General features: G+C 68.8%; 23 protein-coding genes. 18 read left to right on the top strand and 5 right to left on the bottom strand.

Going from position 1 to position 25,396, the window contains the following annotated elements; translation table 11 throughout:
* The first annotated feature begins 9 nt into the window (after window positions 1-9).
* From N1027_RS16825 to N1027_RS16755, 15 genes are all read left to right on the top strand, one after another.
* Window positions 10-1,602 (top strand): Mur ligase family protein, encoded by a 1,593-nt coding sequence (locus tag N1027_RS16825; RefSeq protein WP_259509327.1) that lies wholly within the window; start codon window positions 10-12, stop codon window positions 1,600-1,602.
* A 3-nt stretch (window positions 1,603-1,605) separates the two neighbouring features.
* The gene (locus N1027_RS16820; RefSeq protein ID WP_259509325.1) at window positions 1,606-3,066 is read left to right on the top strand and encodes a UDP-N-acetylmuramoyl-tripeptide--D-alanyl-D-alanine ligase; all 1,461 of its coding nucleotides are present in this window, start codon (window positions 1,606-1,608) and stop codon (window positions 3,064-3,066) included.
* Window positions 3,063-4,157 carry a phospho-N-acetylmuramoyl-pentapeptide-transferase gene (mraY, locus tag N1027_RS16815; protein WP_259509323.1) on the top strand — a complete coding sequence of 365 codons (1,095 nt, stop codon included), beginning with the start codon at window positions 3,063-3,065 and terminating at the stop codon, window positions 4,155-4,157. Before N1027_RS16820 ends, mraY begins: the two co-directional genes overlap by 4 nt.
* Window positions 4,154-5,728, top strand: a complete 1,575-nt coding sequence (gene murD, locus N1027_RS16810; protein ID WP_259509321.1) for a UDP-N-acetylmuramoyl-L-alanine--D-glutamate ligase — start codon at window positions 4,154-4,156, stop codon at window positions 5,726-5,728. The genes mraY and murD overlap by 4 nt, the downstream gene beginning before the upstream one ends.
* Window positions 5,685-6,938, top strand: a complete 1,254-nt coding sequence (ftsW, locus tag N1027_RS16805; RefSeq protein ID WP_259509320.1) for a putative lipid II flippase FtsW — start codon at window positions 5,685-5,687, stop codon at window positions 6,936-6,938. The genes murD and ftsW overlap by 44 nt, the downstream gene beginning before the upstream one ends.
* Window positions 6,935-8,044, top strand: coding sequence for a UDP-N-acetylglucosamine--N-acetylmuramyl-(pentapeptide) pyrophosphoryl-undecaprenol N-acetylglucosamine transferase (locus N1027_RS16800; RefSeq protein WP_259509319.1), 1,110 nt, complete (start codon window positions 6,935-6,937; stop codon window positions 8,042-8,044). The genes ftsW and N1027_RS16800 overlap by 4 nt, the downstream gene beginning before the upstream one ends.
* Before the next feature lie 76 nt (window positions 8,045-8,120).
* Complete coding sequence (gene murC, locus N1027_RS16795) at window positions 8,121-9,548, top strand: UDP-N-acetylmuramate--L-alanine ligase (RefSeq protein ID WP_259509317.1); 1,428 nt, start codon at window positions 8,121-8,123, stop codon at window positions 9,546-9,548.
* Window positions 9,545-10,960: a cell division protein FtsQ/DivIB gene (locus N1027_RS20170; protein ID WP_259509315.1), complete on the top strand. Its 1,416-nt coding sequence runs from the start codon at window positions 9,545-9,547 to the stop codon at window positions 10,958-10,960. Before murC ends, N1027_RS20170 begins: the two co-directional genes overlap by 4 nt.
* A 145-nt stretch (window positions 10,961-11,105) precedes the next feature.
* Window positions 11,106-12,308, top strand: coding sequence for a cell division protein FtsZ (ftsZ, locus tag N1027_RS16785; protein WP_259509313.1), 1,203 nt, complete (start codon window positions 11,106-11,108; stop codon window positions 12,306-12,308).
* Between the two features lie 7 nt (window positions 12,309-12,315).
* A complete protein-coding gene (locus N1027_RS16780; protein ID WP_259509310.1) occupies window positions 12,316-13,005 on the top strand; it encodes a YggS family pyridoxal phosphate-dependent enzyme in 690 nt (229 codons plus the stop codon).
* 38 nt (window positions 13,006-13,043) lie between these two features.
* Window positions 13,044-13,535: a cell division protein SepF gene (locus N1027_RS16775; protein ID WP_259509309.1), complete on the top strand. Its 492-nt coding sequence runs from the start codon at window positions 13,044-13,046 to the stop codon at window positions 13,533-13,535.
* A gap of 7 nt (window positions 13,536-13,542) precedes the next feature.
* A complete protein-coding gene (locus tag N1027_RS16770) occupies window positions 13,543-13,848 on the top strand; it encodes a YggT family protein (RefSeq protein WP_259509308.1) in 306 nt (101 codons plus the stop codon).
* Window positions 13,849-13,976: 128 nt separating this feature from the next.
* A complete protein-coding gene (locus N1027_RS16765) occupies window positions 13,977-14,609 on the top strand; it encodes a DivIVA domain-containing protein (protein ID WP_259509306.1) in 633 nt (210 codons plus the stop codon).
* Window positions 14,610-14,649: 40 nt separating this feature from the next.
* Window positions 14,650-15,165, top strand: a complete 516-nt coding sequence (gene lspA / locus N1027_RS16760; protein ID WP_259509304.1) for a signal peptidase II — start codon at window positions 14,650-14,652, stop codon at window positions 15,163-15,165.
* Window positions 15,165-16,085 (top strand): RluA family pseudouridine synthase, encoded by a 921-nt coding sequence (locus tag N1027_RS16755; protein WP_259509302.1) that lies wholly within the window; start codon window positions 15,165-15,167, stop codon window positions 16,083-16,085. Before lspA ends, N1027_RS16755 begins: the two co-directional genes overlap by 1 nt.
* Window positions 16,086-16,092: 7 nt before the next feature.
* Here the strand turns inward: N1027_RS16755 and N1027_RS16750 are convergent, their stop codons facing one another.
* Entirely contained in the window at window positions 16,093-16,968 is an 876-nt protein-coding gene (locus tag N1027_RS16750) for a glycosyltransferase family 2 protein (RefSeq protein WP_259509301.1), read from the bottom strand.
* A gap of 87 nt (window positions 16,969-17,055) precedes the next feature.
* On the opposite strand from N1027_RS16750, the gene N1027_RS16745 reads away from it, so the two are divergent.
* Both N1027_RS16745 and ppk2 read left to right on the top strand, forming a co-directional pair.
* The gene (locus N1027_RS16745) at window positions 17,056-19,500 is read left to right on the top strand and encodes a glycoside hydrolase family 3 C-terminal domain-containing protein (RefSeq protein WP_259509299.1); all 2,445 of its coding nucleotides are present in this window, start codon (window positions 17,056-17,058) and stop codon (window positions 19,498-19,500) included.
* 61 nt (window positions 19,501-19,561) lie between these two features.
* Window positions 19,562-20,374: a polyphosphate kinase 2 gene (gene ppk2 / locus N1027_RS16740; RefSeq protein WP_259509297.1), complete on the top strand. Its 813-nt coding sequence runs from the start codon at window positions 19,562-19,564 to the stop codon at window positions 20,372-20,374.
* 28 nt (window positions 20,375-20,402) lie between these two features.
* Here the strand turns inward: ppk2 and N1027_RS16735 are convergent, their stop codons facing one another.
* Window positions 20,403-21,389 (bottom strand): zinc-binding dehydrogenase, encoded by a 987-nt coding sequence (locus N1027_RS16735; RefSeq protein WP_259509295.1) that lies wholly within the window; start codon window positions 21,387-21,389, stop codon window positions 20,403-20,405.
* A 96-nt stretch (window positions 21,390-21,485) separates the two neighbouring features.
* Here N1027_RS16735 and N1027_RS16730 point away from each other — a divergent pair, with 96 nt between their 5' ends.
* Window positions 21,486-22,118 carry a TetR/AcrR family transcriptional regulator gene (locus N1027_RS16730; protein ID WP_259509294.1) on the top strand — a complete coding sequence of 211 codons (633 nt, stop codon included), beginning with the start codon at window positions 21,486-21,488 and terminating at the stop codon, window positions 22,116-22,118.
* Between the two features lie 6 nt (window positions 22,119-22,124).
* On the opposite strand, the gene N1027_RS16725 is transcribed toward N1027_RS16730, so the two are convergent.
* The 3 genes from N1027_RS16725 to N1027_RS16715 all read right to left on the bottom strand — a co-directional run bounded on the left by N1027_RS16725 (window position 22,125) and on the right by N1027_RS16715 (window position 25,376).
* Window positions 22,125-22,700, bottom strand: coding sequence for an LPXTG cell wall anchor domain-containing protein (locus N1027_RS16725; RefSeq protein ID WP_259509292.1), 576 nt, complete (start codon window positions 22,698-22,700; stop codon window positions 22,125-22,127).
* A complete protein-coding gene (locus tag N1027_RS16720) occupies window positions 22,697-24,790 on the bottom strand; it encodes an ice-binding family protein (RefSeq protein ID WP_259509290.1) in 2,094 nt (697 codons plus the stop codon). Before N1027_RS16720 ends, N1027_RS16725 begins: the two co-directional genes overlap by 4 nt.
* 106 nt (window positions 24,791-24,896) lie before the next feature.
* Complete coding sequence (locus tag N1027_RS16715; RefSeq protein ID WP_259509288.1) at window positions 24,897-25,376, bottom strand: hypothetical protein; 480 nt, start codon at window positions 25,374-25,376, stop codon at window positions 24,897-24,899.
* Window positions 25,377-25,396: the final 20 nt, after the last annotated feature.

Below are 25,396 nucleotides of genomic sequence, written 5' to 3'. Positions count from 1 at the left end.
AGGAGACCAGTGACTGATCGGGGTTCCTCGGCTCTCCGACCGGAGCATCCGATCGCACGGTCGCTGCCGCACCTCGTCGAGGACTTCGGCTTCGAGCAGGTCGGCCCCTCGGTCTCCGAGGTGGTCTCGGGTATCACGATCTCGTCTCGCGACGTCATGCCCGGAGACCTCTACGTGGGGCTGAAGGGCCAGCGATTCCACGGGGCTTCCTTCGCGGCCGCCGCGAAGGAAGCGGGGGCCGTCGCCGTGCTGACCGATCCCGAGGGCGTCGACCTCGCGGCCGAGTCCGGCCTGCCGGTCATCGTCACGCCCGAACCGCGCCTCGCGCTCGGCGAACTGGCGGCATGGATCTACCGCACCCGCGACCAGCCGCCGACGATGTTCGGCGTCACCGGCACGAACGGCAAGACCAGCGTGGCCTACCTGCTCGAAGCGATCCTGCGCCAGCTCGGCATCGTGGCCGGTCTCAGCACCACGGCGGAGCGACGGATCGGCGACGTCACGATCGTGTCGAAACTCACCACGCCCGAAGCCACCGAGATCCACGCCATGCTGGCCCGGATGCGCGAGGCGCACGTGCGCTCGGTCATCCTCGAGGTCTCGGCCCAGGCCATCACGCAGCACCGCGTCGACGGCATCGTCTTCGACGTGGTGGGCTTCACGAATCTCACCCACGACCACCTCGACGACTACGAGACGATGGACGTCTACTTCGAGGCCAAGCGCGAACTCTTCCAACCCGATCGCGCCCGCCGCGGCGTCGTGATCGTCGACGGATACTGGGGTGCCCGTCTGGTGCAGGAATCCCGCATCCCGCTCACCACCATCTCCACCTCGCCGGAATCCGACGCGGAATGGACCCTCACGATCGACGAGGAGCTGGCCGATCGCACGGCGTTCACCCTGCGCGGCCCGGAGCGGCGTGAGCTCTCCACCTCGGTGCCGCTGCTCGGCAGCTACATGGCCGCCAACGCGGCTCTCGCGATCGTGATGCTGGTGGAGTCGGGCTTCGACCTCGGTGCCATCGCCCACGCGCTCAACGAGCCCTCCGAAGACGCCGAAGGGCACGAACGCGGGCTCGAAGAGGGGCGTGTCGCGGGAATCGACGTGTACATCCCCGGCCGGGCCGAGAAGATCTCGGGCGAGCGCGGCCCCATCGTCTACATCGATTACGGCCACAGCCCCGATGCCTTCACCTCGACGCTCGAGTCGATCCGGCGGGTCACCGACGGCCGCATCATCATGCTCTTCGGCGCCGACGGTGACCGCGACCCTTCCAAGCGCGAAGAGATGGGCTCGATCGCGGCCCGGCTCGCGGATGCCGTGGTGATCACCGACTTCCACCCGCGCTCCGAAGACCCGGCGGCGATCCGGCGGGTGCTGCTCGACGCGGCCCGCGCCGCCGTTCCCGAGCGCGAGATCCACGAGGTCGCCGAACCCCGTGCGGCTTTCCGGAAGGCGCTTTCGATCGCCGACGAGGGTGACGTGATCCTCTACGCCGGGCCCGGACACGAGAACTACCACGAGGTCGCGGGGGAGCGGATCCCGTATTCTGCTCGCGACGACGCACGCAACGCGCTGCACGAACACGGATGGCTCTGATACATGCTCGATCTCACTCTGACCGAGATCGCGGAGGCGCTCCAGGGCGAACTCGTGATCACCGATGCTGCGGCGGGCGCCGGGTTCTCCCCGGACACCGTCGTGAACGGAACGGTCGACACCGACTCGCGCCTGATCGGCGAGGGTGACGTCTTCGTCGCCAAGAGGGGCGAGTTCGACGACGGTCACCGCTTCGTGACGTCGGCCGTCGAGGCGGGTGCGGCACTCGTCGTGGTGGAGCACGTCTTCGACGTCGACGTTCCGCAGATCGTGGTGGCCGATTCGGTGCTGGCGCTCGGATATTTCGCGACGGATGTCGTGGCTCGGGTGCGCGCATCCGGAGACCTCAGAATCGTGGGCATCACCGGCTCGAACGGCAAGACCACCACGAAGAACCTGCTGAAGTCGATTCTCGAACGCGTGGGCGAGACGGTCGCGCCGCGCGACTCGTTCAACAACGAGGTGGGTGCGCCTCTCACGATGCTGAAACTCACCCCCTCCAGCCGCTTCCTGGTGGCCGAGATGGGCGCGAGCGGCAAAGGCGAGATCACGCGACTGATCCGGATGGCCAAGCCCGACGTGGGCGTGGTGCTCACCGTCGGTCTCGCGCACGCCGGCGAGTTCGGCGGCATCGAGACCACCCTCGCCACGAAGACCGAGATGGTGCAAGACCTCGAGCCCGGTGACGTCGCTGTGCTGAACCGCGACGACTCGCGGGTGGCCGGCATGGCCGAGAAGACGGCTGCAAGGGTTTTGTGGTTCGGACTCTCCGACGAGGCTGCCGTGCGCGCCACCGACATCGACGCCACCGCGGCGGGCACCTCGTTCGTGCTGCACCTGCCCGACGGAACGGCGCCGACCGTGCGCTTCGCCGTGCTCGGCGAGCACCACGTGATGAACGCCCTCGCCGCTGCCGCCGCCGCCCACGTGCTCGGTGTGCCCGCCGACGACATCGTCTCCGGCCTCGAATCGGTCACCCGCGCCGAACGCTGGCGCATGGAGGTGATGGGCGGCCGTGACGGCGTGCGCGTCATCAACGACGCCTACAACGCCAGCCCCGACTCGATGGCTGCCGCCCTCAAGACCATCGCGCTGATCGCGACGCCCGAGCAACGCACCACCGCTGTGCTCGGCGAGATGAGCGAGCTCGGCCCCTACTCCGTCGAGGAGCACGACCGCATCGGGCGCATGGTGGTGCGTTTCAACATCCACCGCCTGATCGTGGTGGGCGAGGGCGCTCGCGCCATCCATCTCGCCGCCGAGCACGAAGGCTCCTGGGGTGGCGAGGCGATCTTCGTCGACACCGCCGACGAGGCTTTCGCCCTGATCGAGGCCGACACGCGGCCGAACGACCTGATCCTCGTGAAGTCGTCGAACTCCGCCGGCCTCCGGTTCCTCGGCGACCGCATCGCGGAGGCGAACTCGGTTGCGCCCGCTGATTCGATTGCGGAGGCGAACGCATGATCACCCTGCTCGCTTCGGCCTCGCTCTCGCTGGCCTTCTCGCTCTTTCTCACCCCGGTGTTCATCCGCATGTTCAAGCGCCTCGCCTGGGGCCAGTTCATCAACGTCGACACCCCTGATGCGCACCACGTCAAGCGCGGAACACCCACGATGGGCGGCATCGTCATCATCCTGGCGGTGCTCTTCGGCTACTTCGTCTCGGCCCTGCTGACCCAGGAACCTCCGACGGTCTCGGGCCTGCTCGTGCTCTTCCTGATGACCGGCCTCGGTGTCGTTGGGTTCATCGACGACTTCCTGAAGGTGCACAAGGAGCGCAGTCTCGGCCTCACCCCCTGGGCGAAGATCTCGGGGCAGGTCATCGTGGGCGTGGTGTTCGCGCTGCTCGCGATCCAGTTCCCGAACAAGCAGGGCGAGACGCCCGCATCGACGCAGATCTCCTTCATCCGCGACCTGCCGTTCGACTTCCTCTCCTGGGGCGCCGTCATCGGGGTCATCGCTTTCGTGGTGTGGATCTGCATCATCGTCATGTCCACCTCGAACGGCGTGAACCTCACCGACGGGCTCGACGGCCTGGCGCCCGGGTCGAGCATCCTCGCCATCGGCTCCTTCGTGATCATCGGGTTCTGGCAGTTCAACCAGTCGTGCGCGAATGTCACGCTCGACACCGACGTGCTCGACAAGTGCTACGACGTGCGCGATCCGCTCGACCTCGCCGTGGTGGCGGCCACCATCGTCGGAGCCCTGATCGGCTTCCTCTGGTGGAACACCAACCCCGCGAAGATCTTCCTCGGCGACACCGGTTCGCTCGCCCTCGGTGGCGCGCTGGCGGCCCTGGCGATCCTCGCCCGCACCGAGCTCCTGCTCATCCTGATCGGCGGCATCTTCGTGATCGTGGCCGGCCAGGTGGCGGTGCAGCTCACCTACTTCAAGCTCACCAAGGGCAAACGCATCTGGCGCGCCAGTCCGCTGCACCACCACTTCGAGATGAAGGGCTGGGCCGAGGTCACCATCGTGGTGCGCTTCTGGATCATCGCGGGGCTCTTCGTGGCCGGCGCCGTGGGCTCGTTCTATCTCGAGTGGCTCTCGCGATGACGGATGACGCCGCGCTGCCGTCGGGGTCGGCCCGCCTCGACGGACTGACCAGCTGGCACGCCGACTGGGCCGGCCTCCGCGTCGCGGTGCTGGGTCTCGGCGTCACCGGATTCTCGGTCGCCGACACACTCACCGAGCTCGGCGCATCCGTTCTCGTCGTCGCTGAATCGGCGAAGAAGGAGTACGCCGACCTCGTGCCCGTGATCGGTGCGAAGCTCGTGCTCGCACCGGCGGGCGAAATCCCCGCCGAACTCGCCGACTTCGAACCGGAGCTCGTGGTGGCATCGCCCGGCTACCATCCCGACGACGCCCTGATCGTCTGGGCCGAGTCGGCCGGCACACCGGTGTGGGGCGACGTGGAGCTCGCCTGGCGACTGCGCGACAAGGTGGTGCGACCGGATGGCCGGCCCGCCGACTGGATCGCCGTCACCGGCACCAACGGCAAGACCACCACGGTGCAGCTCACCGCGTCGATGCTGCTGGCCGCAGGCCTCCGGGTGGCGCCGTGCGGCAACATCGGCATCCCCGTGCTCGACGCCATCCGCGACCCGCAAGGATTCGACGTGCTCGTGGTGGAGCTCTCGAGCTACCAGCTGCACTCGACCTCGAGCATGTCGCCCTGGGCCTCCGTCGTTCTGAACGTGGCCGACGACCACCTCGACTGGCACGGCTCCTTCGAGGCCTACGCGGCCGCGAAAGCACGCGTGTACACGAACACCCGGGTCGCCTGCGTCTACAACAAGGGCGACGAGCTGACGATGCGCATGGTCGAAGACGCCGAGGTGGTCGACGGCGCCCGCGCCATCGGCTTCGGTCTCGGCGTGCCCGGCCCGAGCGACTTCGGCGTGGTCGACGGCATCCTCTGCGACCGCGCCTTCCTCGACGACCGCCGCGACGCAGCCCTCGAGATCGTGACGGTCGACGAGCTCCGGATGCGCGGCCTGGCCGCCCCGCACACCGTCGCCGACGTGCTCGCCGCCGCCGCACTCGCGCGGAGCTACGGCGCACCGATCGAAGCTATCCGTGCCGCGCTGGCCGAGTTCACGCTCGATCGGCACCGCATCGAGCACGTCGTCACCGCCGGGGGAGTCACCTGGGTCGACGATTCGAAGGCCACCAACCCGCACGCCGCAGCGGCGTCATTGCGCGCCTACCCGTCGATCGTCTGGGTGGTCGGGGGGCTCTTGAAGGGCGTCGACATCGATCCGCTGGTGCAGGCATCCGTCGCCCCGGAAGCCGGCAGAGAGAGCAGCCGTGTGCGTGCCGTCGTGGTGATCGGAGCCGACCGCACGGAGGTCGTCGCCTCTTTACGACGACACGCGCCGGAGCTGCCGCTGTTCGAGGTCGACGACGCAGAGACTAGTGACGTAATGTCCGCAGCGGTCGCCTTGGCAGCCGCAGCGGCCCGGCCCGGAGACGTGGTGCTGCTGGCACCGGCGGCGGCGTCGATGGACCAGTTCGCAGACTATGCCGACCGAGGAACGCGTTTCGCGGAGGCGGTGCGGAAGCACGTGGGAGGTATTGACGGTGACGACACCCTCCCGGACTCTCCCTCGATTCGGCCGCGGTAGAGCGAACGCGAAGCCCAGGGCCGGCGCTCCGGCGGCGGATGCGTCGAGCGGGCACTCCGCCCGCATCTCGCTCGGCCAGGTCTTCACCGCCGAATCGAGCAACTACTTCCTGCTTCTCGGCACCACGCTTTTCCTGGTGCTGCTCGGCCTGGTGATGGTGCTCTCGTCGAGCTCGATCGACTCCTTCACCGAACGCCAGGGCTTCTTCGGCGTGTTCTGGAAGCAGGGTCTGTTCGCTCTCATCGGCATCCCGCTCATGCTCGTGGTCTCGCGCCTGCCCATCCGCTTGTTCAAACGCTGGGCGTGGCTTGCGATCTTCGTGGCGATCGGCGTGCAGCTGCTCGTGTTCACCCCCCTCGGCGACGAGGTGGGCGGCAACCTCAACTGGATCGCCATCGGCGGTTACACCTTCCAACCCTCGGAGCTCGTGAAGCTCGCCCTGGTGATCTGGATGGGCGCGATCCTTGCGAAGAAAGAGGCACTGCTTGGCAAGCTCGGGCACGTGGCCATCCCGGTGCTCCCGGTGGCGGGCGGCGCGATCCTCCTCGTGCTGCTCGGAGGCGACCTCGGAACGGTGATGATCATGGCCGGGCTCGTGTTCGGCGCCCTGTTCTTCGCCGGCATCAAGCTCCGGATGTTCGTGCTGCCGGTGATCGCGGGCGCTCTGATCGCCGTGACGGTCGCCTTCTCCAGCGAGAGCCGCACCACGCGCATCATGTCGTTCTTCAACGGCTCGGGCACCGACTACCAGGGCACCGACTGGCAGGCGCAGCACGGCGAGTGGGCGCTGGCCGGCGGGGGCATCTTCGGGGTCGGGCTCGGCAACTCGAAAGCCAAATGGTCGTGGCTACCGGCGGCCGACAACGACTACATCTTCGCGATCATCGGCGAAGAACTCGGCCTCGTCGGAGCGATCGTGGTGCTGCTGCTGTTCATCGCGCTGGCCATCGCTTTCATCCGCATCATCCGCTCGTCTCGCGACATGTTCTCGAAGGTCGTCACGGGTGCCGTGATGGTGTGGCTGATCGGGCAGGCCTTCGTCAACATCGCCGTGGTGCTCGGCGTGCTCCCGGTGCTCGGCGTGCCATTGCCCCTGATATCGTCGGGCGGCTCCGCTCTCTTGACCACCTTGGCGGCGATCGGGATCGTGCTCGCCATCGCCCGGGACAGCGCGCGCGAGAACTCCCTCACGAACGCGCGGGAACGATGACCACCTATCTCCTCGCCGGGGGCGGCACAGCGGGTCACGTCAACCCGTTGCTCGCCACGGCCGACGAACTGCGCCGCCGCGACCCGGCGGCCCAGGTCATCGTGCTCGGCACCGCGGAGGGGCTCGAGTCGCGGCTGGTGCCGGCTCGCGGCTACGAACTGCTCACCATTCCCAAGCTGCCGTTCCCGCGGAGGCCGAACGGTGCGGCCCTGCGCTTTCCGGGCGCGTTCCGCCGCACCATCGCCTCGGTGACCGAGATCATCCGGTCCCGTGGCGTCGACGTGGTAGTGGGCTTCGGCGGCTACGCGTCGGCGCCGGGCTACCTGGCCGCTCGGCGTGCCGGCGTGCCCTTCGTCATCCACGAGGGCAACGCGAAGCCCGGACTCGCCAATCGCCTCGGCGCGCGCTACTCGCCGTGGGTGGGCGTAAGCTTCGCGGCCACGCCGTTGCGGCACGCCGTGCTCACCGGGATGCCCCTACGCGCGGAGGTCACGGCGCTCGCCGATCCCGGTGCGCGCGCCGCCTCAGCCGTCACCGCCCACGAGCTCTTCGGGCTTGACGCCTCGCGGCCCACGCTGCTGGTGACCGGCGGATCGCTCGGCGCCCGCCGCATCAACGCCACGGTGCACGCCTCCGCCCGCGCCTTCCTGCACGCCGGGTGGAATGTGCTCCACATCGCGGGCAACCGGTCGGAGGTCGACGACCCAGAGCTGCCGGGCTATGTCTTCCTGGAGTACTGCGACCGGATGGACCTCGCTCTCGCCGTCGCCGACTTCGCGATCTCCCGCGCCGGCTCGTCGACGCTCAGCGAGTTCGCCGTGATCGGCGTTCCGGGCGTGCTGGTGCCCTATCCGGTCGGCAACGGCGAACAGCGCTACAACGCGCGCGACCTGGTGGATGCGGGAGGCGCCATCCTGGTGACGGACGCCGAGTTCCTGCCGGCCTGGGTCGACCGAGAGGTCATTCCGCTGCTGGCGGACACCGAGCGCATCGCGAGCATGACGGCGGCGGCCAAGAGTGTCGGCATTCCCGACGCGACAGCTCGCCTGGTCGCGCTGATCGAGCGGTCCCTCCGTGGGGCCACCGACGGGAAGGGCGCCGCGTGAGCGTAACCTTGTCTGCGATGCGCGGCCGCGCCGAGCATCCTGAGCGTTCCGAATTCGCTGGAAAGTGTGAGCACCCGTGATCAAGCCCGACCTCTCGATCGAGATTCCCGACACCCTCGGCGCCGTGCACTTCGTGGGCATCGGCGGAGCGGGGATGAGTGGCATCGCCCGCCTGTTCAAGGCGTCCGGTCTCACCGTCACGGGCTCCGACCGCAGCGACTCGAAGACCGCCGCGAAGCTCCGTGCCCAAGACATCCCGGTGGCCGTCGGGCACGACGCCACGAACATCGGCGACGCCGACACCCTCGTGGTGACGAGTGCGCTCTGGGCCGACAACCCCGAATACCTCGCCGCCCAGGAGCGGGGTCTGACCATTCTGCATCGCTCGCAGGCGCTGGCCTGGCTCGTGAACAAGCAGCGACTCATCGCGGTCGCCGGCGCGCACGGCAAGACCACCTCCACCGGCATGATCGTCACCGCGCTGCTCGAACTCGAGCAGGAGCCCTCGTTCGTGAACGGTGGTGTCATCTCCGAGCTCGGCACGAGCTCCGCCCTCGGTGACGGTGAGATCTTCGTGGTGGAGGCCGACGAATCCGACGGGTCGTTCCTGCTCTACGACACCGCCGTGGCGCTGATCACGAACGTCGACCCCGACCACCTCGACCACTACGGCTCGGTCGAAGCGGTGGAGGATGCGTTCGTGCGGTTCGCCGACGCGGCATCCGAACTCGTGGTGATCTCCTCCGACGACGCGGGCGCGCTGCGGGTGTCGTCGCGGGTGTCGCACCCCCGGGTGCTCACCTTCGGCGAAGCTCCCGATGCCGACTTCCGGGTGCACTCCATCGACACCTCCGGCCCGGTGCGGTACGTCGTCGACCACGAGGGCGTCAGCTACCCGGGCTTGCTGCGTGTGCCCGGGCACCACAACGCCATCAATGCCACGGGAGCCGTGGCCGTGCTGGTGGGGCTGGGCTTCGCTCCGGATGCGGCCATCGCCGCCGTGGGCTCCTTCGGCGGCACCGGCCGCCGGTTCGAACTGCACGGCACCGTCGGCGGCGTGAGCGTCTACGACGACTACGCCCACCACCCCACCGAGGTCGACGCGGCGCTGACGGCGGCGCGCACGGTGGTGGGGGAGGGCCGCATCATCGCGGTGCACCAGCCGCACCTCTACAGCCGCACGCAGCTGATGGCAGGGGAGTTCGCGTCGACGTTGGAGCGAACCGCCGACTTCACGATCGTGCTCGACGTCTGCGGGGCGCGCGAAGATCCGATCCCCGGTGTCACGGGCGAGACGGTTTCGTCGCGTTTCGACGACGCATCGCACGTCACCTACATCGACGACTGGCAGCGCGCGGCCGACTTCCTCGCGTCGTACGCCCGGCCCGGTGACTTCGTGGTCACGCTCGGCTGCGGCGACGTGAACCTCATCGTGCCGCAGTTGCTCGATTCGCTCGAGCAGGCCTCCTCGTCGTCCTCCCGTGCGGGTGCGGGAGGAGAGTGAAGAGGCCACCGGGCATCACGCCACCGCCGCCCCCGCCGCCGGTCGACCCCCCGGCTTCTGCGGGCCGTTCGGCGCGCCCCAAGCCGGCCAAGAAGCGGCCGTCGCCCGCAGCCCCGGATGCGCCCCCCGCGTCGAAGCCCACCCGCGCCCCCATCGACGTGCGCGACGCCGAAACGGCTCCCATCGACCCCCTGCCCCCGTCGGCCCGCGCCTCCCGCACCACCCCGAGCCCCTCCCAGCCGCTCGCGTCTCCGCGCGCCACCCAGACCCCACCTCCCGCGCGCCCCGCCCGACGCACCACCGACGCCGCCCCCTGGTGGACCACCCCCGCCTCAGCGGCCGACGACGACCCCACCCCGCCGCCCGCCACCCCATCAGACGCGAACGCAAGCGTCCGCTTCGGCAAGAAGTCGCGCACGGAGTCCGCCGCGCCGTCCGACGCGAACGCAACCGTCCCCCTCGGCAAGAAGTCGCGCACCGAGGCCGCTGCCCCGTCAGATCCGAATGCCACCGTCCCTCTCGGCAAGAAGTCACGCACGCGACCGAAGACAACGGGGCCCTCCCAGACAACCCAGGGCGACGGCGAGGCCGCGGCAGCGACCTCCCCGGAGCATGTCCCCCCGCGCCGCAGTAGCGGCGGCGCGGCAATAGGCACAGCCACCCTCCGCGCCGCCATCAAAGACCGCCGTCGCTACGAAAAAGCCGAGTCGCGCCGCTTCACCCAACGCTCCCGCCGACGCCGGATGGCCTGGCTCATCTCCGGAGCATCCGTCGCCGCTCTGGTCGTGGTGGTGCTGCTGGCCGCCTATTCGCCGCTCCTCGCGGTGCGCACGCTCACGGTCGAGGGACTCACCCGGCTCGACCCCACGACGGTCACCACCGCCCTCGACGACCAGCTCGGCCGCCCGCTCGCCCTGGTCGACTACGGGGCGATCGAGCGTGACCTGGCCCAGTTCCCGTACATCGAGTCGTATTCGGTCGAGGCCCGCCCGCCCGACACGCTCGCCGTGCGCATCATCGAACGGCGCCCCGTCGCCCAGGTACAGAACGACGCCGGTTTCACGCTGATCGACTCGGCCGGTGTCTCCGTGCAGGAGTCGCCGGAGCGCATCCCGGGTTTCCCGGTGCTCGATCTCACGGGCACCGAGATCGGCAGTGCCGGTTTCCGGGCGGCCTCGGCCGTGCTGATGTCGCTGCCGGATGCCCTGATCGCCCAGGTCGACCGCATCAGCGGCACCACGCCCGACAGCGTCACGATGGTGTTCACCGGCGCGGGCCAACGCGTGGTCTGGGGAGACGCCGACGACTCGGATCTGAAGGCGCGCATCCTGCAGCGCCTGATCGCCACGCAAGACCCGTCGCTGCCGGTCGAGTACGACGTGTCGAGCCCGCAGAGCCCCGTCATCCGCTGAAGCAATCGCGACACGCGGCGCGGCGTCGTGGGCGGCCCGGGCATCGTCGCCTAGGTTCATGTCTAGGAAATACATACTCGGAATAACATTAACTTTCAAGTAGAACTTTAAGGTTCTAGCCCAAACGTTTCAGCGGAGGCCGGACGTGACTTCAAACCAGAACTACCTAGCCGTAATCAAGGTCGTCGGCATCGGCGGCGGCGGCGTGAACGCCGTGAACCGCATGATCGAGCTCGGTCTTCGCGGAGTCGAGTTCATCGCCATCAACACCGACGCGCAGGCGCTGCTGATGAGCGACGCCGACGTCAAGCTCGACGTCGGTCGCGAGATCACCCGTGGGCTCGGCGCCGGAGCCGACCCCGAGGTGGGCCGCCGTGCCGCCGAAGACCACGCAGAAGAGATCGAAGAGGCACTGGCCGGCGCCGACATGGTGTTCGTGACCGCGGGTGAAGGTGGCGGAACCGGAACCGGTGGCGCCCCTGTCGTCGCCCGAATCGCGAAGTCGATCGGTGCTCTGACGATCGGTGTCGTCACGAAGCCCTTCGGCTTCGAGGGCAAGCGCCGCGCCGCCCAGGCCGAAGACGGTGTCGCCACACTGAAGAACGAGGTCGACACCCTCATCGTGGTGCCCAACGACCGCCTGCTCGAGATCAGCGACCGCGGCATCAGCATGCTCGAGGCCTTCTCCACGGCCGACCAGGTGCTGCTCGCCGGTGTGCAGGGCATCACCGACCTCATCACCACCCCGGGCCTCATCAACCTCGACTTCGCCGACGTGAAGTCGGTCATGCAGGGTGCAGGATCGGCCCTCATGGGCATCGGTTCGTCGCGGGGCGCCGACCGCGCCATCAAGGCGGCCGAACTGGCGGTCGCGAGCCCGCTCCTCGAGGCGTCGATCGACGGAGCGCACGGAGTGCTGCTCTCCATCCAGGGCGGGTCGAACCTCGGCATCTTCGAGATCAACGACGCCGCCAAGCTGGTTCAGGATGCGGTGCACCCCGAAGCCAACATCATCTTCGGCGCCGTGATCGACGACACCCTCGGCGACGAGGTGCGCGTCACCGTCATCGCGGCCGGATTCGACGGCGGTGAGCCGAACGCCTCGATCGACACGCGCCGCGGCGGCTTCGTCGCCGCGAAAGACGAGGGCGACCCCTTCGGTCGGGGCGCCGCCACCGCGACCCTCCGTCGCGAGCAGAAGACCGAGGTGGTCGAAGAGGCGCCCGCTCCGCAGCAGCAGACCTGGTCGGCTCCCGCGAGCGATCTCGGGCTCACCGGTGCGGTCGCGCTCGATCCCGCGTCAGAAGACGACGACGCCGATCTGGACGTCCCCGACTTCCTGAAGTAGGTAACGCGTGACAGAGCTCCCGAGTGAACTCTCGCTCTCCGAGCGCCTGAACGAGGTGACCGGCCGGATCGCGGATGCCGCCCACGCGGCGGGCCGCGATCCGGCCAAACTCACCACCATCGTGGTGACCAAGTTCCATCCGGCGTCGCTGGTGCGGGAGCTCTACGCGCTCGGGGTGCGCGACTTCGGCGAGAACCGCCACCAGGAGGCGCGTGAGAAGGCGCTCGAACTCGCCGATCTCGAGCTCGACTGGCACTTCATCGGGCAGTTGCAGACCAAGAAGGCGCGTCAGGTGCGCGAGTACGCCCGCGTCATCCATTCGATCGACCGCGAAGCACTCATCGCGGCGCTGGCGGCCGGCACGCCCCCGATCGACTGCTTCTTGCAGGTCAACCTCACCGATGACCCCGAACGCGGGGGAGCGCAGCCGGCCGAGGTGCCATCCCTGTCCGAAGCAATCGCCGCTGCCGAGGGGTTGCGACTGCTCGGCGTGATGGCCGTCGCGCCGCTGGGCGAAGAGCCTCGGCCGGCGTTCGCGCGTCTCCGAGAACTCCGCGACACGGTGGCGCGCGTCGTGCCCGGCGCGACGTCGATCTCGGCCGGGATGTCGCACGACTTCCGCGAAGCGATCGCCGAAGGCGCGACACACCTCCGCATCGGCACCGCAATCACGGGAAACCGGCCCGTGCGCGTTTAATCTCGGGGTAGGAAAAGTTACCGCTACCGGAGGTTCGCATGGCCAACCCACTGCGCAAGACCATGGTTTACCTGGGTCTCGCCGACGAAGAACTCGAATACGACGAGGCGCCCGCTCAGGCCGCGCCCGTGGCTCCTGTGCCGCATCCGCACCCGCAGGCGACCGTCTCCCAGGCGCCCGTCGCGAACCGCGCCCCGGTCACGCCGCTCCGCAAGACCTCGCACACGAAGAATGTGGCTCCTGCTGAAATGAATGAGATCCTCACCGTCCACCCCAAGCAGTACAAGGACGCCCAGGTCATCGCCGAGAACTTCCGCGAAGGCATCCCGGTGATCATCAATCTGTCGCAGATGACGGATGCCGATGCGCGCCGCCTGATCGACTTCGCGGGCGGCCTGTCGCAGGGCCTCTACGGCAAGATCGAGCGCGTCACGAGCAAGGTCTTCTTGCTCTCGCCGTCGCATGTCTCGGTCTCCGGAGACGCCGCCGGCGAAGCTCGCGCAGAAACTTCCTTCTTCGTCCAGTCATAATTACTGAGTGGGTTCCCTCGTCACCATCATCGCGACCGTCGTCTATTTCGCGCTGCTGCTGTACTTCTTCCTGATGTGGGGCCGGTTCATCCTGGACCTCGTCCGGACGGTTCGCCGTGACTGGCGACCGGCCGGAGCCCTGCTGGTGCTCGCTGAGGTGACGTATACCGTCACCGACCCGCCGATCCGGTTCTTCCGGCGCGTCATCCCGCCTCTCCGGGTGGGCTCGATCTCGCTGGATTTCGGGTGGAGCATCGTGATGCTGATCGTCATCATCGCGCTCTCGGTGGCCGGTTTCGTGCGTTCGCAATAGGGTGCCCATGTATCCTGAACACAACGGCTCCTCAAACTGATCGTCCCGTTCACGGGACGTTCGTCGGGAATGTTGCTACGGTTAGCAACGCGTTATCACTGTTGTCAAAGCAATAAGGGTGGAAAACCATGGCGTTAACTCCGGAAGATGTTGTTAACAAGAGATTTTCTCAGACCAAGTTCCGTGAAGGTTACGACCAGGACGAGGTCGATGACTTCCTCGACGAGGTCGTCGTCGAGCTTCGTCGGCTGACGCAGGAGAACGAGGAGCTGAAGGCTCAGCTCGAGACCGGCGGCGCCCCCGTGGCTGCTGCTCCGGTCGAGGCTGCTGCGGTCGTCGAAGAGGTCGTCGTCGAGGCCCCCGCGCCCGTCGCCGAGGTTCCGGCACCTGTCGCCGCCGCTCCGGCCGTCGATGTCGACGACGAGACCGGTTCGACCACGAACCTCCTGCAGCTGGCCCGCCGCCTGCACGACGAGCACGTGAAGGAAGGCGCCGACAAGCGCGACGCCCTCATCGCGGAAGGTCATGCCACCGCCGCTCGCATCGTGGCTGAGGCCGAGACCAAGCAGCGCAACGAGCTGGCCCGTCTCAACCAGGAGAAGGCCGGCATCGAGCACCGCATCGACGAACTGCGCACCTTCGAGAAGGACTACCGCGCGGGTCTGAAGACCTACATCGAAGACCAGCTCAAAGACCTGACGTCGTCGAGCGTCGACGGCGAGAAGAGCCCGTCGACCAGCTTCAGCGGCTTTGGCGGATAGGGAACGTTCGAGAGTTCGTCCCCGGGTCCTGATCGTCCTGGTGGCCGTCGCAGCAGCGTCGGTCGCCATCGATCAGATCACGAAGCTTCTGGTTGTTCAGAATCTTGAATTGGGTGAGGTCGTCCCCGTTGTGGGCGACCTCATCCAATTTCACTTTGTGAAGAACTCCGGTGCCGCGTTCTCGATCGGAAACGCCTACACCTGGATCTTCTCGATCCTCGCCGCCGCCGTCACCGTCTTCATCATCTGGTTCGCGCGGCGCATCCGTTCGCTCGCCTGGGCCGTCGTGTTCGGCCTTCTGCTCGGCGGAACACTCGGCAACCTGCTCGACCGGCTGTTCAAGGAGCCGGGCTTCGGCGTGGGGCACGTGATCGACTTCATCACGATCCCGCTCCTACCGGCCATCTTCAACCTGGCCGACGTATCGATCACCGCCGCGATGGTGCTGTTCCTCATTCTCACCATCCGCGGCATCGGCCTAGATGGCACGCGTCAGAGCGACCACGTCGAGCAGAAGAGCGACGAGCACGAGCAGGAAGAGCACGAGCAGGTCTGATGGAATCGCGCACCCTCCCCGTTCCCGACGGACTCGACGGCACCCGCGTGGATGCCGGCATCGCCAAGTTGCTCGGATTCTCGCGCACCTTCGCGGCCGAGGTCGTCGACGCCGGGGGAGTGACCGTCGACGGCCGCACCGTCGGCAAGTCGGACAAACTGCGGCGTGACAGCTGGCTCTCGGTCGAGTGGTCGCCGCGGGAGGAACCGCAGATCATCGCCGTGGTCGTGCCCGAACTGACGGTCGTCTACGACGACGACAGCATCATCGTGGTGGACAAGCCGGTCGGCGTGGCCGCGCATCCCTCGGTCGGCTGGGACGGGCCCACCGTGCTCGGAGCCCTCGCGGGTGCGGGCTACCGCATCGCGACCAGCGGAGCCGCCGAGCGAGCGGGCATCGTGCACCGGCTGGATGCGGGCACCAGCGGCCTGATGGTGGTGGCGAAGACCGAGGCCGCCTACACCTGGCTGAAGCGGGCGTTCCACGACCGCGAGGTCGACAAGATCTATCACGCGCTCGTGCAGGGGCACCCCGATCCTTTCGCCGGCACGATCGACGCGCCCATCGGGCGGCATCCGCGCTCGGACTGGAAGTTCGCGGTCACGGCGTCGGGTAAACCGTCGGTGACGCACTACGAGACGCTCGAAGCGTTCCGGGCGGCGACGCTGCTCGAGATCCACCTGGAGACGGGGCGCACGCATCAGATCCGGGTGCACATGGCTGCTCAGCGGCACCCGTGCTGCGGAGACACGATGTACGGCGCCGACCCTGTGCTCTCGGCGCGACTGGGCCTCACACGACAGTGGCTGCACGCGATGCGCCTCGGATTCGTGCATCCGGAGACCCGCGAGTACGTCTCGTTCGAGAGCCACTACCCGGCCGACCTGCAGCACGCCCTCGACGTCGTGGCCGCCGACTGACGCTGCTCTAGTCGGCGGGAGCTGCGTCGCCGGTCGGGGACGGGTGGGGAACGCCGCCCCAGGCCTGCGCCGTGTGATGCTCGTGCAGGCGACGCTCGGCGTGGAGGGCGGGGTAGATGCCGAGGAACACGGCCATCGGGGCCAGCAGGCGCAGGTCGTGGATGCCGTGGTGCGCGTAGGTGCGTTCGAAACGCTCGACGTAGTAGAGATAGTCGCGGGGCGAGGAGTCGAGGCGCCTCGCCGACATGCCCACCACCATCGCCGAGACGTAGCCGACCTTGAGTCCCTTCAGGGCGAGGTGCACAGCGAGGTCGATGTCTTCGTGCATCAGGTCTTCGTGATCGGGGCAGACGTCGTCGCGAACGGCGAGCCACGCCTCTTTCGTGATGGCCATGTTGGTGCCGAAGAGAAAGACGTACTTGCCCGCGAGCTTCACCTGGATCTTGCGGAAGGTGTCGTCGGCGTGGTGCCCGAACGCCCGCATCGGCATGTCGTAGTACTCCACCGGACCGCTGGCCGCCACGAACTCGCCCGTGGCGAAGGCCTTCTGCACCTGCTCCACCCAGTCGGGCTCGAGCGCCGAATCGGCGTCGATCCGCCCGATCACGGTGCCCGTCGCCGCGTTGAAGCCGGCGTTTCGGGTGGCCGTGATGCCCTGCTCCGCATCCTGTTCGACCAGTCGGATGCCGGCCTCCGGGAACGCCCGCTGCATCGCCTCGACCGCGGCGCGGGTGCCGTCGGTGGAGCGGTTGTCGACCACGATGATCTCGTGCGGCGCCACGGTCTGCTCGATGGCCGCGATGAGGCAGTGCCGGATGCCGGCCTCCTCGTTGTAGGCCGGGATGACGATCGAGACGGTCGGCAGGAGTTCGGTGGTGGTCACGCGGCAAGTCTGGCAGAGGTCGGGCCCGTCTGCCATGGCCCGTCTTCTCTGGGCTCGAGCGCGTGGGCCCGTCTAGCATGGAGGCTGATGCCAGACACGACTCCCGCCGATCTGCTCGCGCAGCTCACCGCTGCCGAGAGGGTCTCCCTCACGGCCGGAGCGGATGCCTGGAGCACACGCCCCATCGCGCGCCTCGGCATCCCGGCCATCCGGCTCGGCGACGGGCCGCACGGGGTGCGGAAGCCGCACGACGGATCGGGCATGTCGATGTTCGACTCGCATCCGGCCACCTGTTTCCCCACAGCGGCGGCGTTGGGCTCGTCGTGGGACCCGGTTCTGGTGCGCCAGGTGGGCGAGGCGCTCGGCCGCGAAGCCGCCGGCCACGGTATCGCCGTGCTGCTCGGCCCGGGCGTGAACCTCAAGCGAACTCCGGTCGGCGGCCGCAACTTCGAGTACTTCTCCGAAGACCCGCATCTCTCGTCGCGCATGGGCGGCGCGTGGGTGGGCGGGGTGCAGAGCACCGGTATCGGAGCCTCGCTCAAGCACTTCGCCGCGAACAACACCGAGCAGCGTCGCTACGGCGTGAACGCGATCGTCGACGAGCGGGCTCTGCGGGAGTTGTATCTCGCGAGCTTCGAATCCGTGGTGATCGACGAGCATCCGGCGACCGTGATGGCGGCCTACAACCAACTGAACGGATCGCACTGCACCGAGAGCGCCTGGCTTCTGCAGGAGGTGCTGCGCCGGGAATGGGGCTTCGAGGGAGTCGTGGTCTCCGACTGGGGCGCGGCCTGGGACCGCACGGTGTCGATCCCGGCCGGAAACGATCTCGCCATGCCCGGTCTCGGCGCCCGCGACGACGACTACGTGCTCGACGCGCTGCGGTCGGGGGCGATGGCGCCCGACGCACTCGATGCCTCGGCGGCGCGCATCCTGGCGCTGGTGTCGCGGCATGCGGGCGCAGCGGTCGACCCGGTCGACCCTCCTGATCTCGACGCCCACCACCGTCTCGCCCGCCGGGCGTCCGCCGCCGGCACCGTGCTGCTGAAGAACGAGGGCACGCTGCCCCTGCCCGCAGGAAGCCGCGTCGCGCTCATCGGAGCGTTCGCCGCCGATCCACGGTTCCAGGGCGCCGGCAGTTCTCACGTCGTGCCGACGCGCGTGGACACGTTGCTCACCTCGCTCGGCGACGCCCTCGGGGTCGATTCCGTCGTGTACGCACCCGGCTACGATCGCACGCACAGCGTCTCGACGCGCACTCAGATCGCCGAAGCCCAGGATGCGGCGCGGTCGGCGGATGTCGCGGTGGTGGTGATCGGGCTGCCCGAGGTCTTCGAGACCGAGGGGGTCGATCGAGATCATCTGCGTCTGCCGGAGTCGCACAATCGCCTCGTCGAAGCGGTGCTGTCGGTCAACCCGGCGACGGTCGTGGTGCTGCAGAACGGGTCGCCGGTGGAGCTGCCATGGCGCAATGAGGTGCCCGCGATCGTGGAAGGCTATCTCGGCGGCCAGGCGTCGGGCAGCGCGATGGCCGACGTGCTGGTGGGCGCGGCCGAACCGGGCGGTCGACTCGCCGAGACGTTCCCGGTCGCCTACTCCGACCATCCGGTCTCCCTCCTGCCGAACGGGCCCGTCACGGTCGAATACCGGGAGAGCCTCTACGTCGGCTACCGGTACTTCGACAGCGTGGGGTCGGACGTCGCGTTCCCGTTCGGGCACGGGCTCTCGTACACGAGCTTCGCCTGGTCGGATGTCGCGGTGTCGACGGATGCGGATGGCGACGTGGTCACGGTGCAGCTCACCGTCACGAACACCGGCGACCGGGCGGGGTCGGAGGTGGTGCAGGTCTATGTGCACGATGTCGAGTCCAGCATCTTCCGGCCCGAGCAGGAGTTGCGAGGGTTCGAGAAGGTGTCGCTCGAACCCGGCGCCGCGTCGAGGCTGAGCATCCGTCTCGACCGTCGGGCGTTCTCCTTCTGGAGTCCCACGGCACGGGGGTGGGTGCTCGAGCCGGGCCGCTTCGAGATCCGGGTGGGACGCTCGTCGCGCGACATCCACTGGCGGGGAACCGTCGAGCTCGGTGGAGACGGCGCGCCGGAGCCCACCAGGCCCACCGCGCTCGAGGGCAGCACCGGTGAGCCCATTGCCTACCGCTCCCCGTCGCGCGAGCTCGGATTCTCCGCGGCCGACTTCGAGCATCTGCTCGGGCATCCGTCTCCACCCAACATCCCCGCCCGACCGGGGCACTACACGCTCGACACCGCCGTTCGCGACATGCAGGGAACGGCGGCCGGCCGGGTGCTCCACCGATATCTGGCGCGCCAGGCGCTGAAAACCATCGGGGCCCCCGACGGCGCTCCGGTCGATGCGGTCGCCGGCGACGTGGTGGCGCAGCTCACCTTCCGCATGTTTCCTACAGTCAGCGAGGCCACGGTCGGGCGGCGTGGAGCGCTGAGACTGCTGGCGCTGGTGAACCGCCTCTCTGGCATCGGGCGCCGGCGCCCGCGAGACGGCGGCGGCACAGGTCGGTAGTGCTGCCGGGCCCCGAGCGCAACCCCCGGCCGCATGCGGAATGCCGTGCTCGGATGGGGTGATGAGCCACAAGAAGTCCCATTCCGCCCATCGCCTCGACAAGGCACTCTACGAGACCGAATTGCGGCGCCTGCAGATCGAACTCGTCAGCATGCAGCAGTGGGTCACCGCGACCGGTGCGCGCGTGCTCGTGATCTTCGAGGGTCGCGACGCCGCCGGCAAGGGGGGAGCGATCAAACGGGTGATGCAATACCTCAACCCGCGGAGCGCCCGCGTGGTGGCGCTGCCTCAGCCGAGTGATCGGGAGAAGGGGCAGTGGTATTTCCAGCGCTACGTGGAGCGACTTCCGACCACGGGCGAGATCGTGCTGATGGACCGCTCGTGGTACAACCGGGCCGGGGTCGAGCGCGTGATGGGGTACTGCACCGACGAGCAGTACGACCGCTTCCTCGATCAGGTTCCGGTGGTCGAACGGATGCTCGTCGACGACGGCATGATCCTCCTGAAGTACTGGTACTCGGTCAGTGACACCGAGCAGGAGAAGCGTTTCCGCTCGCGGCTGAACGATCCGATGCGGCGCTGGAAGCTCTCGGAGACCGACCTGCTCTCCATCACGAAGTGGGAGGACTACTCCCGCGCGAAGGATGCGATGTTCGAGGTGACCGACATCGTCGAGGCGCCGTGGTGGACCATCGAGAGCGACGACAAGCGCTCAGCGCGTATCAACACCATCAACCACATCCTGAGTCAGGTGCCGTACGAGCACCTCGACCCCGACGACGTCGAGTTCCCGGAGCGGCCGGGCGCGCAGGACGAGACACGGCCGCCCCTCGACGGCCACCGATTCGTGCCCGATCACGCGGCGGCGCTCTGAGGCCTTTCACGCGGGTGGCTCCATGCCGTCAGGGGGTCAGCACGATGCGACCGAAGACCTCGCCCGCGTCCATGCGCCGGTGCGCTTCGGCGGCTCGAGCAAGGGGGAGCAGATCGTGCACCACGGCGCGCAGCTCGCCGCGGGCTGCTGCTGCGAACTGGTCGGCGCGCACCCGATTGCGCTCCGGCACGGGTACGGTGTTGAGACTGAAGGTCGCGAACGACAAGGAACGCTGGAACGACCGCAGCAGCGACATCCCGAAGTCGGCCGGCGGATGACCGGCCACGACACCGACGGACACGAGGCGTCCGTTCGGCGCCAGTCGCTCGATGACAGCGGGCAGATCCGGGCCACCCACGATGTCGATCACGACGTCGAACCCGGTCGGTGCGGAGAGGGCGCCCGGGGAGTCCGCGGAGGCGCTGGCGTTGCCCGCTCGGTCGAGAATCTCCGTCGCGCCGAGTGCCAGCAGCCGTTCCCCGCGCTCGAGTGACGATGTCGTGACGCCGATGGCCCGCGCCCCGCCCGCCGCTGCCAGCTGCACCGCCGCGATGCCGATGCTTCCGGCCGCCCCCCGCACCAGAACGGATTCGCCCGGCGCGAACCGCGCGTGGGCGAGAGCGAAATGGGCCACCGGTGCAGCGCTTCCGAGCGTCACCGCGTCGATCGGCGAGAGGCCATCGGGCAACGCCGTCACGTCGTCGACCGCGGCGACGGCGCGCTCGACGTAGCCGCCGCCGACGCCTGTGAACGCCCAGACCCGCCGTCCGATCCACCCGCTGTCGACCCCGTCGCCGACCCCGATCACGCGGCCGGCAACCTCACTGCCGGGCACGAGCCCTTCGCGGAACCCCGACGTGCCGAGGGTGCCGCGCCGGATGACCGCGTCGACACCGCCCACTCCGATCGCCTCGACCTCGACGAGCATCTGTCCGGGCGCGGGTTCAGGTTCGGGGAGGTCGACCACCGCCAGCCCGTCCGCATCTCCGAAACTCTGAATGGTGACTGCCTGCATCGTCGTCGTGCTCCTGTTCGATCGAAAGCCGAGCATCCGCCCAGCACTCCGGTGACGCTACCGGACGCCCCCGTCCACTTGGCTAAACTGAGACGCATGCCCGAGCGATTGCCTCACATGTTGCGGTCCGACGCCGAAGACAATCGCACCCGTGTGCTCGCGGCCGCGCGGGAGCTGTTCTCCGAGCGCGGGCTCGACGTGCCGATGCGGGCCGTCGCGCGCCGGGCTGGCGTCGGCCCGGCCACGCTCTACCGACGGTTCCCCACCAAACAGGCCCTCATCGACGCGGCGTTCACCGACGAATTGCAGGCCTGCCGGGCGATCGTGGCCGAGGGATTCGCCGACCCGGATGCCTGGCGAGGATTCTCGTCGGTGCTCGTGCGCATCGGCGAACTGAACGCCCACAACCAGGGGTTCATCGATGCCTTCATGGCGACGTTCCCCGACGCGGTCGACTTCGCCGCACACCGGGCCGGCATGCTGCGCTCCCTCGCCGAGCTGTGCCGGCGCGCGCAGGCTGCGGGTGCGATGCGATCCGACGTCGTGCTCGACGACCTGGTGCTCGTGCTGATGGCGGGACGCGGGATCTCGGCCGCGACGGACGAACTGCGCGTGGCCGCCGCCCGCCGGTTCGCGGCGCTGGCGATCGAGGGCTTCCGCGCATCCGGGGGCGAGGGCGCGCTGCCCCCGCCCGCGCGAGTCACGTCGTTCGTGCTCGCCCGGAGCTGACAGGATTCAATTCTCGACAGCCTGCACCGTGTAGAGCAGGTTCACGATCGCGTTCTGGCAGGCGTCTTGGCGGGTGACCTTGTTGCTGAAACCGATGGATGCGCCGGCGAAGGGTGTGGACCGGCCCGCGTCGAGTGAGCGATCGACGGGCATGCGCGGGTCGAGGAGCACATAGTCGCTGGGGTCGCACGCACCTGTGGCGGAGCCGGGCACCGTGCTGATCGTGGTGATCTCGACGTCGACGGCGACGACGTGGATGCGCGCCGTGCCGGTGTTCTCCACAAGCCCGGCGATGGCGGTCGGGGCGATGCCGGGTGCGAGGCCCTCCATGACGGAGGTCTGCACGACGGTGACGGAAGCGGGCGCACTGGTGCAGCCTGCGGTGGATGCTTGGGCGGGCTGAGCGGGCAGGCCCACGGCGGTCGCGCCCAGCGCGACGACGAGGATGAGGGCCGCAGCCACCCCCAGCCGGCGACGGCGAGCCAGCACGACGGCGCCCACGAAGACACAGACGAGGGCGCCGATCGCGATCATCCACAGCTGCGGGCTGAAGCCCGTATTCGGTAACTGGTCGCAGATCATGGCATCACCGGTTGGCTGGTTGTGGTGGGGGTCGGGGGGAGTGGCTCAGCGGTGGAGGCCGGGGTGGGATCGGGCGAAGGGCTCGGTGTCGGCGCCGCGATCTGCTCGGGCGCCGCCGGACCCCACAGCGCGTCGGCCGGCGCATCCGTCGGTGCCAGGCGTGCGCCGGCGGCCGGCTCCGCGGGTGCCGGCACGGCGCCGGTGACCGCGTTCGATGCCAACGTGACCGTGCCGAGCGAGAGTGCCTGTCCGGCGAGAGCCGTGGACGCACCGAGCGTGATCGCGCCGCGGGCCAGCACGGCGCCCGACAAGAAGGAGTTCGCGCCGGTGCCGGCCGCGCCTTCCACGACCCAGAACACGTTGCCGGCCTGAGCGCCGCCCTCGAGCACGACGGTGCTCGCCGCCGCCGTGTCGAACGCGGCATCGGTCTGGAAGATGAACACCGCATCCGGATCGCCCTGCGCATCGAGCGTCAGGATGCCCGTGATCGCCAAGGCTGCCGTGCTGTGGTGCACGCCCATGTGGAAGGTGCGGCCGCCGAGATCGCCGATGATCTCGGTGTGCGGCGCTCGCGACGACCCGTCCTCGATCGCTGCCAGCAGATCGGCCTGAGCCGTCGCCGCGAACGAGTCGCCGGCGTGGATGGCTCCGCCCAGGGTTCCGGGCGGGAAGCCGGTCACGGCTGTGCTGGGCGAGACTCCGAGGTCACCGCTCAGCGAGGTCGAGCCGGTGTTCACGACGGCGGTCGCTGCCAGCACCGAGTAGCTGCCCGACGTGCCGAGCGCGATCGTCGCTGGGTTCACCTCGACGGTGAGCGACTGCGATGCCGCCGTGCCGTTTCCGGAGGCTTCGCGCACCTTGGCCACGACCGGATACGTCCACGCGGTGAGATCCGCGGCGGTGACGCTCCAGACACCGCCCGCGCCGACGGTCGTGTACAACATCTGGCCGGCGACCGTCACGGTGACAGGGCTGGAGACGGCGGCGTTCGAGGTGCCCGAGAACGTCGGCGTGGTGTCTTGGGTGACCGCGACGGCCCCGCCGTCGATGGTGATGGTCGGCGGAAGCGCCACCGTGAACCGCACGATGTTGCTCGCCAGGGTGACGGTGCCTCGAGAGAGGGCCCGGCCGATGAGCTCTGTGTTCGCCCCGAGCGTGATGGCTCCGCGGGAGAGGATGGTGCCCGAGAGGAAGGAATCCGCCCCGGTGCCGGCAGCGCCGGTGGCGACCCAGTAGACGTTCGACGGCTGGGCACCGTTCTCGAGCACGACCCTGCTGGCCGCCGCGGTGTTGAACGCGGCATCCGTCTGGAACACGAAGATCGCATCCGGGTCGCCTTCTGCGTTGAGAGTCAGGATTCCGGTGATGGCGAGGGCGGCGACCGAGTGATAGGTGCCGGCCGTGAGAGTGCGGCCACCCAGGTCGCCGACGATCACGTCATCCGGAGCTCGTGCGCTCAGCTCGGTGAGTGCGGCGTCGACCGCGACCTGCCCGGCCGCGGCATGGGCGTCGCCGGCATGGATGTCGCCGCCGACCTGCCCGGGCGGGAAGCCGGACACCGCGATGCTGGGGCTGACCCCGACGTCGCCGCTGATGACGGAGGTCGAGGTGTTCACCACGGCGGTGTACGCCAGCACGGAGTAGCTCTGCGCCGCCCCGAGCAGTGATGGATCGGAGACGGTGACGGCTGCGCTGGGTTCGCTGGCTTTCGTCCATGACCGGTAGACCGCGGTGACGGTGTAGCGGTAGGCGCCCGCGGCGGCCGGATCGGAACACGAGGTCGCCGCGGTGAGCGCGGTCGGGCCGGTTGAACAGGCGGCGACGGTGCCGGTGCCGTCGGCGGCGTCGCTGCGGGTGACGTAGTAGCCCTCGGGGGTGACGGCCCCGGCTGAAGCCGTCCAGCTGACGGGAACGGAGGCGACCGCGGTCGCGGGCACCGTCACGCCGGTGGGTGGGCCGAGTGTCGACGTCGTGGCCTGCGAGGCGTTCGAACCGGCAGCGGTCCAGTAGGCCGAGGCTGACGATGCGCCCGTTGCGACGAGCGCGAAAGAGGCGAGGAGGACGAACGCGGATCGGCCGGTACGGCGCATCCGAGATGCCTGCTGGGTGGAAGTGGATCTATTCATGGAACGGTCCGGCCGGGTGCTCCGGATGCGCCGCGTGACGGCGACGCATCCGGAGACGCTCGGTTGGTGCTTAGGACGCCTCGAAGTACAGCGGGACCGTCTGGCCCTGGCAGTCGTTCTGGTTCTCGGCGGTGTTCGTGAGCGTCACCGTCGCGGTGCCGTCGACCGATGCGCCGGCGGCGATCTGTCCGGCGGGCGGTGCCGTGCTGATGGTGGCCACGTAGTCGTCGATCGAACAATCGCCCGCCGGCACCCACGGCACACCCGCGGCGGTGGCCAGCGCGACCGTCACCGTGGTGAGATACTGCGAGCCCTCGCCCGGGTTCGTGACGGTGAAGTCGACGGTCTGTCCGGCGTTGCCGGGGGCGATCGTGCCGACAGCGGTCTCGCTGGTGATGGTGAACGCGACGCTCTCGCCCGTGGTGGCGGCTCCGGTGCCGCTACCCGTCGAGGTCCAGTACGCGAACGCGGCCCCCGCGCCGGCGACTGTCAGCAATGCGATGACACCGATGGTGATGCGCTTTTTTCCGCGCCGAATCGTTCTGGCCATGATGGCCTCCCCCTGATTTG

Source organism: Herbiconiux aconitum (assembly GCF_024979235.1).
In the GTDB taxonomy this organism is placed as follows: domain Bacteria; phylum Actinomycetota; class Actinomycetes; order Actinomycetales; family Microbacteriaceae; genus Herbiconiux; species Herbiconiux aconitum.
Note: the sequence above shows the minus strand (reverse complement) of the source record. Positions and strands in the feature narration are given on the sequence as shown.